This is a genomic window from Dietzia maris, from assembly GCF_014144855.1.
Lineage (GTDB): Bacteria > Actinomycetota > Actinomycetes > Mycobacteriales > Mycobacteriaceae > Dietzia > Dietzia kunjamensis.
Genome location: NZ_JAALDN010000003.1, coordinates 1 through 7,561, shown reverse-complemented (window position 1 = coordinate 7,561; position 7,561 = coordinate 1). Strand labels below are relative to the sequence as shown.

8 protein-coding genes are annotated in these 7,561 nt (G+C 70.1%); 4 read left to right on the top strand and 4 right to left on the bottom strand.

All coding sequences use genetic code 11. The annotated features are described in order from the left end of the window. The 3 genes from G6024_RS00130 to G6024_RS16470 all read right to left on the bottom strand — a co-directional run. The coding region (locus G6024_RS00130; RefSeq protein WP_182640275.1) for a sulfurtransferase at nucleotides 1–563 on the bottom strand (563 nt) is incomplete at its 3' end. Nucleotides 564–719: 156 nt separating this feature from the next. After that, complete coding sequence (gene clpB, locus G6024_RS00125) at nucleotides 720–3,272, bottom strand: ATP-dependent chaperone ClpB (RefSeq protein ID WP_159147544.1); 2,553 nt, start codon at nucleotides 3,270–3,272, stop codon at nucleotides 720–722. Between the two features lie 209 nt (nucleotides 3,273–3,481). Further along, nucleotides 3,482–3,736, bottom strand: a complete 255-nt coding sequence (locus tag G6024_RS16470) for a hypothetical protein (protein WP_182640276.1) — start codon at nucleotides 3,734–3,736, stop codon at nucleotides 3,482–3,484. A 76-nt stretch (nucleotides 3,737–3,812) separates the two neighbouring features. On the opposite strand from G6024_RS16470, the gene G6024_RS17000 reads away from it, so the two are divergent. The 4 genes from G6024_RS17000 (at nucleotide 3,813) to G6024_RS00100 (ending at nucleotide 6,265) form a co-directional block, all read left to right on the top strand. Then, nucleotides 3,813–4,133: an Ltp family lipoprotein gene (locus G6024_RS17000; protein ID WP_235027692.1), complete on the top strand. Its 321-nt coding sequence runs from the start codon at nucleotides 3,813–3,815 to the stop codon at nucleotides 4,131–4,133. Nucleotides 4,134–4,137: 4 nt separating this feature from the next. After that, a complete protein-coding gene (locus tag G6024_RS00110) occupies nucleotides 4,138–4,983 on the top strand; it encodes a zinc metalloprotease (protein WP_227022142.1) in 846 nt (281 codons plus the stop codon). Nucleotides 4,984–5,069: 86 nt separating this feature from the next. After that, nucleotides 5,070–5,360, top strand: coding sequence for a hypothetical protein (locus G6024_RS00105; RefSeq protein WP_096906710.1), 291 nt, complete (start codon nucleotides 5,070–5,072; stop codon nucleotides 5,358–5,360). 113 nt (nucleotides 5,361–5,473) lie between these two features. Beyond that, nucleotides 5,474–6,265 carry an ROK family protein gene (locus G6024_RS00100; protein WP_067719438.1) on the top strand — a complete coding sequence of 264 codons (792 nt, stop codon included), beginning with the start codon at nucleotides 5,474–5,476 and terminating at the stop codon, nucleotides 6,263–6,265. Between the two features lie 42 nt (nucleotides 6,266–6,307). Here G6024_RS00100 and G6024_RS00095 read toward each other — a convergent pair. Next, nucleotides 6,308–7,561, bottom strand: a 1,254-nt coding sequence (locus G6024_RS00095) for a DEAD/DEAH box helicase (protein WP_182640274.1), incomplete at its 5' end; no start/stop codon positions are given.

Sequence of the window (7,561 nt, the reverse complement as noted above, 5' to 3'; positions counted from 1 at the left end):
CGCTCCGGGGTGCGGGCGTCGATGAGCACGCCCCGCTCGGGCCACGTCGCGGTGTCCTCGATGCCGACGGTGAGCATGTGGTCCAGATCGAAGGTGAAATCACCGCGCGAGACCGGGTTCCCCGGCCCCACGGCGAGGTCCTCACCCTCCGCGATCCACGCCTTGAGCCCACCGTCGAGCAGGTAGACGTCTCTCTTGCCGGCCCAGCGCATGAGCCACCAGGCGCGGGCGGCCGAGGTGTTGCCGCAGTCGTCGTAGATCACCACGCGACTGTCGTCGTCGATCCCGACCCGGCGCATCGCGTCCTCGAAGTCCTCGGGCGACGGGAGCGGATGACGCCCCTCGCGGACGTTGCGCTGCCCCGCGAGGTCACCGGGCAGGTCCAGGTACTGCGCGCCGGGGATGTGGCCCGACCAGTAGTGCTCCCGGCCGTTCGCGTCCCCGAGCTGCCAGCGCACATCGAGGATCACCGGGGGCGGCAGCGTGACGACGTCCTCGATCAGCTCACTGGCCGTGACGAGGAGGGGGCTGACCTGGGTATCGGTGGCGGTGTCTGGGGTCACGTGTTAAGAGTAGTCCTTTCGCCGACGAGGTGACCCCCGCCTACCGCGCCGCCGTGACGAGCTTCACGCGACCGTGGGGGTGCCGACAGAGCGAGACGGGCCCGACCACCATCCCCGGTGGTCGGGCCCGTCCGCGCCCAGCGCGTCAGCCGTGTCTCAGTTGAGGCTGAGCGACTCGCCGTCCTCCGCCAGCGAAACCGTGACGGTGTCGCCGTCGCGGATGTCGCCGCCGAGCAGTGCCCGGGCGAGCTGGTCGCCGATCGCCTGCTGCACCAGCCTGCGCAGCGGGCGGGCGCCGTAGGCCGGGTCGTAGCCCCGGCGGGCGAGCCAACCCTTGGCGGCGTCGTCGACCTCCAGGACCAGTCGCCGGCCCTTGAGGCGCCGCGCGAGCTCGTCGATCTGGATGTCGACGATCGACTCGAGCTGCTCCTCGCTGAGTGCGTCGAAGGTCACGACGTCGTCGAGGCGGTTGATGAACTCCGGCTTGAACGCACGCTTGACCGCGTCCATCATCTGCTCCCGCGATCCGCCCGCGCCCAGGTTGGAGGTGAGCACGAGGATCGTGTTGCGGAAGTCGACCGTGCGGCCCTGACCGTCGGTGAGGCGACCGTCGTCGAGCACCTGCAGGAGGATGTCGAAGACGTCCGGGTGCGCCTTCTCGACCTCGTCGAGAAGGACGATCGTGTACGGCCTGCGCCGCACCGCCTCGGTGAGCTGCCCACCGGACTCGTAGCCGACGTAGCCCGGAGGGGCACCGACGAGCCGCGAGACACTGTGCTTCTCGGAGTACTCGCTCATGTCGATGCGGACCATGGCCCGCTCGTCGTCGAACAGGAACTCCGCGAGCGCCTTGGCCAGCTCGGTCTTGCCCACGCCCGTCGGGCCGAGGAACAGGAACGACCCGGTCGGCCGGTTGGGATCGGCGACCCCGGCGCGCGCCCGGCGGACGGCGTCGGACACGGCGCGGACGGCCTCGCCCTGGCCGACGACCCGGCGGCCGATCTCGTCCTCCATGCGCAGCAGCTTCTCGGTCTCGCCCTCGAGCATCTTGCCCACGGGGATACCGGTCCAGGCGGAGACGACCTCGGCGACGTCCTCCGGACCGACCTCCTCCTTGAGCATCGCGCCGGCCGCAGCCTCGCTCTCCTCTGCGTCGGCAAGTTGCTTCTCCAACTCCGGCAGCCGGCCGTAGCGGATCTCGGCCACCCGGGCGTAGTCGCCGTCACGCTCGGCCTTCTCGGACTCGGTGCGCAGAGCGTCGAGCTCCTCCTTGATGAGCTGCACACTCTGGATGGCGGTCTTCTCGTTCTGCCAGCGGGCGGTGAGCTCGGCGAGCTTCTCCTTGGCGTCGGCCAGCTCGGCCTGCAGGGCCACCAGTCGATCCTTGGACGCCGCGTCGGTCTCCTTCTGCAGCGCCACCTCCTCGATCTCGAGCCGGCGGACGATCCGCTCGGCGGCGTCGATCTCCTCGGGCCGCGAGTCGATCTCCATCTTGAGGCGGCTGGCGGCCTCGTCGACGAGGTCGATCGCCTTGTCCGGCAGGAACCGCTGCGTGATGTAGCGATCCGAGAGCGCGGCGGCGGAGACCAGGGCGGAGTCGGTGATGCGCACACCGTGGTGCACCTCGTACCGCTCCTTGAGGCCGCGGAGGATCCCCACGGTGTCCTCGACGCTCGGCTCGCCCACGTACACCTGCTGGAAGCGGCGCTCCAGGGCCGCGTCCTTCTCGATGTACTTGCGGTACTCGTCGAGGGTCGTGGCGCCGACCAGCCGCAGCTCACCGCGGGCGAGCATCGGCTTGATCATGTTGCCGGCGTCCATCGAGCCCTCGCCGGTCGCTCCCGCGCCGACGATCGTGTGGATCTCGTCGATGAACGTGATGATCTGCCCCTCGGCCGCCGTGATCTCGTCGAGCACCGCCTTGAGGCGCTCCTCGAACTCGCCGCGGTACTTCGCGCCGGCGACCATCGACCCCAAGTCGAGCGAGAGCAGGGTCTTGCCCTTGAGGGACTCGGGGACGTCGCCCGCGATGATGCGACGGGCCAGCCCCTCGACGATGGCGGTCTTGCCGACCCCGGGCTCGCCGATGAGCACCGGGTTGTTCTTCGTGCGGCGGGAGAGGACCTGGACGACGCGCCGGATCTCGGAGTCGCGCCCGATCACCGGGTCGATCTTGCCCTCGCGGGCACGGGCGGTGAGGTCCGTGGCGTACTTCTCGAGAGCCTGGTACTGGTCCTCGGGGTTCTCCGTGGTCACGCGCGTGTTCCCGCGGACCGCCGTGAACGCCGCCTTCAGGGCGTCCTCGGTGGCACCGAGCTCGGTGAGGAGCTTGGCCGCATCGCCACCGGTGTGACCGGCCGCGATCCCGACGAGGACGTGTTCGGTGGAGACGTAGTCGTCGCCCATCTCCGCCGCGAGGGTCTGGGAGTAGTTGATGACGGCGAGGGCGTCCCGGTTGAAGTTGGGGGCGGCGAGCCCCGAGCCGGACGCCTTGGGGTAGCCGCCGACGAGGCCCTTCGCCTGGGTCAGGGCGAGCTGCGGGTCCACCCCGCAGGCCTGGAGGAGGGGACCCGCGATCCCGTCCTGTTGTTCGAGCAGGGCCACGAGCAGGTGGCCCGGACGCACATCCGGGTTGCCCGCCGCGGAGGCGGCTTGGACTGCGGCCGACAGAGCCGCCTGGGTCTTGGTCGTGGGGTTGAACTGGCTCATCGACCGGTCCTTTCTTCGACGTATTGTTGAGCGTACTGGAATCAATGCCGGTTCCGTTCCGGCCGGACGCCTCGTACAACCTCCGCCTCCTTGAGTCTATTCCGCTCAAGTTAAGAGTTAAGTCACATACGAATGTGAACACCGTCCCGTCCTGAGTACACTCTGAGAGTCCTCCGCGGCCCCTCCCCCTCGGCCGCCCTCCCTCCTCCTCAGGCAGATCCCGTGACCGACACATCCTCCCCCTCCCCTGCCCCGACGACCAGTGAGACCGGCCTATTCCGCCCTCCGAGGGGGTCGCGGGCCGCGGCCGCGCTAGCGACCCTCGTCGTCGTCACAGCCGCGTGCACGCCCGCGGACGACCAGGCGATCGCCACCGAAGCGCCCGGCACGGTCACGGTCACCATCACCGGCCCCTCGACCACAACCACGACTGCGACGACGACCGTGACGCGGGAGACGACCATCGCCGCCGCACCTGACGGCTCCCGCGAGCCGGCGGCCGGACCGACAGCTCCAGCAGGCCGGACGATCCCGGATGCCGTGGCGTCAGCGCCCCGAGTCGCAACAGACGTCAGCGCCGGCCAGCGCAACGCGGCCAAATCGGCCGAGCAGTACCTCGCCATCTCTGGATTCTCGCGCTCCGGGCTCATCGAACAACTCCAGTACGAGGGCTACTCCGCCGCCGACGCGACAGGCGCCGTGGACTCCCTGACCGTGAACTGGAACGAGCAGGCCTCGCGATCGGCCCGCCAGTATCTGGACATCTCCGGGTTCTCCCGTTCCGGACTCATCGAACAACTCCAGTACGACGGCTACTCGGCGGACCAGGCCGCCCACGGGGCGACCGCGGCCGGATTGTAGAACGGTGGACTACTACAGTCCCTTGGCTCGCGCGACCAGGATCGTCATCTACATCCTGGCGGTCGTCATTCCGGTGGCGATCGCCTTGGCAGTGGTCGGCACGACCCCGTACCTGTTGGCCAAGGTCCCGGAACAGCACCGCAGCACGGTCGCGGCGATCGGCGAGGGCGCGGTCCGGCTCTCCGGCGGCAACGGGGGAATCTTCGGGTCACCACGCACCCCAGCCACCGCAGCCCAGTACCCGCTACCGGCCGGGACAATGCCATATAAGGGCGAATGGTCACCGCGACGTGCCCAGGACTTCAGCGCGCCGGCCGGACTCCGGACCGGTCTTGACTACTCGGTGATGACCACCGACGGCGGACACATCACCCATTGGCCGTGCGGTCACGAGATACAGGTGTCGACTTTCGGAGCGCCGTCGGGGAACGTCGGGGACGTGGTCTGGGCCGTCGACACTCTCGCCTGGACGAGCGGACTGCCACTTCGGTACGCGGGCCCTGGTGCCGAACACGCTCGCGAGGCGGAAGGCACGATCTCCGTCACCTTCGGTCATCATCCGGATTTCGATCTCGACCCGACCATCGCGGGCGTCGGTGGGCCGACCGCACTGTGGGCGGATGGCCGAATCTCACGGGGCGCGGTGACGCTGCGGCCCGAGAAGATGAACCCCTATGGCGGCGATCCCGGAACTCGCACGGTAATCCTTCACGAACTGATGCATGCGGTCGGGGTGAACCACGCTGCCGATCACCGCGCTGAGGTAATGGCCCCGCAGACTGCCCCTATACCGCAGACGATCCTCGGCTACGGCGACCGGTTCGCGCTGCACATGGTCGGGTGCCATTGAGCCCGGGCATCGCCCGAATGAGGAATGCCGCCGACCCGGCGGGCCTACGCTCGCCTCATCTGACGACACCATCCCCGGAGGTTCCCATGTCCACTCGTACCCGCCCCGCGGCACTGGCCGCCGCCACTGCTTTCGCCCTCGCCGCGCTGACCGGCTGCGGTGCGATGGACCCGAACAAGGGAGGAGACACCACCTGTGGCGACTACATGGAGATGGCGCCCGAGGACCAGCGCGAGGTGATCACCACCTTCCTCGACGAGAAGGGGCAGTCCGATCCCGCCGGCATGGAGGTCACGCTCAACCAGGAGGCGGCCAAGCTGTACTGCAGCACCGTGGGTCAGACCAGCGATCCGATCCGCAACGCCGAGACTGGGTGACCCCTGAGCATCAGACCCCGTACCCCCACCCGACCGGAGTCGACACCCAGCCCGCTGCTCGACCGCTACGAATGAGTGGTGAGAATAGAGGCGGGCGAACCGGAGGTGCAGCGATGAGGAACGGCGTCGTCGTCGACATCGGCGGCAGTGGTACGCGGATCGGCGCCGTGGTCGACGGCCACGTGGTGGGCGTCCACGGGGCCGAGGTCGCCACGGCCGAGGACCTCGCCGCAGCGGTCCTCGCCGTCGACGACTCCCCCGCCGGTGTGGGCGTGTCCCTCCACGGCCACGTCGACGCGGACCGGGGACGAGTGGTGTCCTCGCGGGCCGCCGCCTGGGCGGAGGGCGACCTGCGTACCGAACTCGTGTCGCTGATCGACGCGCCCGTCTCCGTCATCGGCGACGGTGACGCCCACGCCCTCGCACTGACGCGACTGCCCGACGTGGAGTTCGGCGGGATCGCCATCTCGCTCGGCTCCTCCCTGGCGTTCGGTGCGCTCAATCACCACGGCGCGCTCATCCACCCGTGCGGCCACACCGGATGGGACCTCGGGCACTGGCGCATCGTCGGCGACGGCACCAACACCGAAGCCTGGTGGGGGCTCGGCGGTCACGGGCTGTACGACCTCGAGCGCGAGCACGGCGACGGCGCCGCCGAGATCTACGCCTACCGGCTCGGCTCGTTCCTCGTGGACGCCGTCCAGCTCTTCCGCCCTCAGACCGTCCTGCTCACGGGGGGCATCGTGGTCGGTCTGGGCAAGGCCCTGCACGGCCCGGTCGCCGAACAGCTCCAGTCCCTGCCGATCTCGGTGTCCACCCCTCGGGTGGTCTTCTCGCCGTCGCGGGACACCGCGCTGTTCGGGGCAGCCGTCGCCGCGGGGCTGGCCTTCCCCGAGCGACGCTGAGGCGACGCTCGTGGCGGGGCCCCGACACCCGGCCCGCCCGTTCTAGTCGAGCAGCCCCCGCAGGTCGTCGGCGGTGAGCGCGGCCGAGAAGTGCTCGCCGCTGTCCAGGACGGACGCGAACAGTTCGGCCTTGCGCCGCTGCAGCTCCACGACGCGCTCCTCGATCGTGTCCCGGGCGACCATCCGGTACACCAGCACGGGTCGAGTCTGGCCGATGCGGTGCGCGCGGTCGACGGCCTGGGCCTCGGTCGCCGGGTTCCACCACGGGTCCAGCAGGAATACGTAGTCGGCGCCCACGAGGTTCAGCCCGACGCCGCCGGCCTTGAGGCTGAGGCAGAACACCTGCGCGCCGCCCTCGGTGAACTCACCCACGGCCCCCGCCCGGTCGGCGGTCCGGCCGTCGAGGTGCGCCACCGTGATCCCCTCTGCGCGCAGGCGGTCCACGACCGTGTCGAGGTAGGTGGTGAACTGGCTGAACACCAGCGCGCGGTGCCCCTCGGCCACCACCTCCCGCAGCGCGGCGATGAGCTCGTCGGTCTTGGCCGAGGCGACCCCGGCGTGGGCCGGGTCGATCAGCGAGGCGTCCAGGCAGAGACGCCTGAGCACGGTCAGCCCGGCGAGGATGCTGATCCGGTTGGCCTCGAAGTCGTCGAGCAGCGCCAGCAGGGACGCGCGTTGCCGCGCCAGTTCCCGCTCATAGAGCCGGCGGTGCGTGGCCGAGAGTTCGATCTCCATCACCGCGTCCGTGCGCGGGGGCAGCTCGCCGGCCACGAGCTCCTTGCGCCGCCGGAGCAGGAAGGGCCGCAGACGCCGCCGCAGCCGTTCCAGCGCGGCCGTGTCACCGTTCTTCTCGATGGGCGTGCGGTACTGGGCACGGAAGTCCTTGGCGTCGGGCAGGACACCGCGGCACGACAGCGCCGCGACCGCCCACAGCTCGGTGAGGTTGTTCTCCATCGGTGTGCCGGTGACCGCCAGTAGGAAGTCGGCCCGCAGCCCGGCCAGCGCGGCGAAGAGCTTGGAGGTGGGGTTCTTGGCCTGCTGGGCCTCGTCGAGGATCACGCCGGCCCACTCGATGCCGGCGTAGGACTCGGCGTCCAGCCGCAGGACCGTCGCCGAGGTCACCACGATGTCGTGCGCACCGGCGTCCTCGGCGACCGTGGTGCCGGACTTGGCCTCGGTCGCCGACCGCCGCGCCACGCGCAGCGAGGGCACGAACCGGCGGGCCTCGGCCTCCCAGTTGGGGACGACCGACGACGGTGCCACCACCAGGAACGGGCCGGGCGCCCCGGGGCCCGC

Coding starts and splice junctions, on each gene's coding strand:
- clpB (WP_159147544.1), bottom strand. CDS start 3,272: ATGAGCCAGTTCAACCCCACGACCAAGACCCAGGCGGCTCTGTCGGCC.
- G6024_RS16470 (WP_182640276.1), bottom strand. CDS start 3,736: ATGGTCGTCTCCCGCGTCACGGTCGTCGTCGCAGTCGTGGTTGTGGTC.
- G6024_RS00105 (WP_096906710.1), top strand. CDS start 5,070: ATGTCCACTCGTACCCGCCCCGCGGCACTGGCCGCCGCCACTGCTTTC.
- G6024_RS00100 (WP_067719438.1), top strand. CDS start 5,474: ATGAGGAACGGCGTCGTCGTCGACATCGGCGGCAGTGGTACGCGGATC.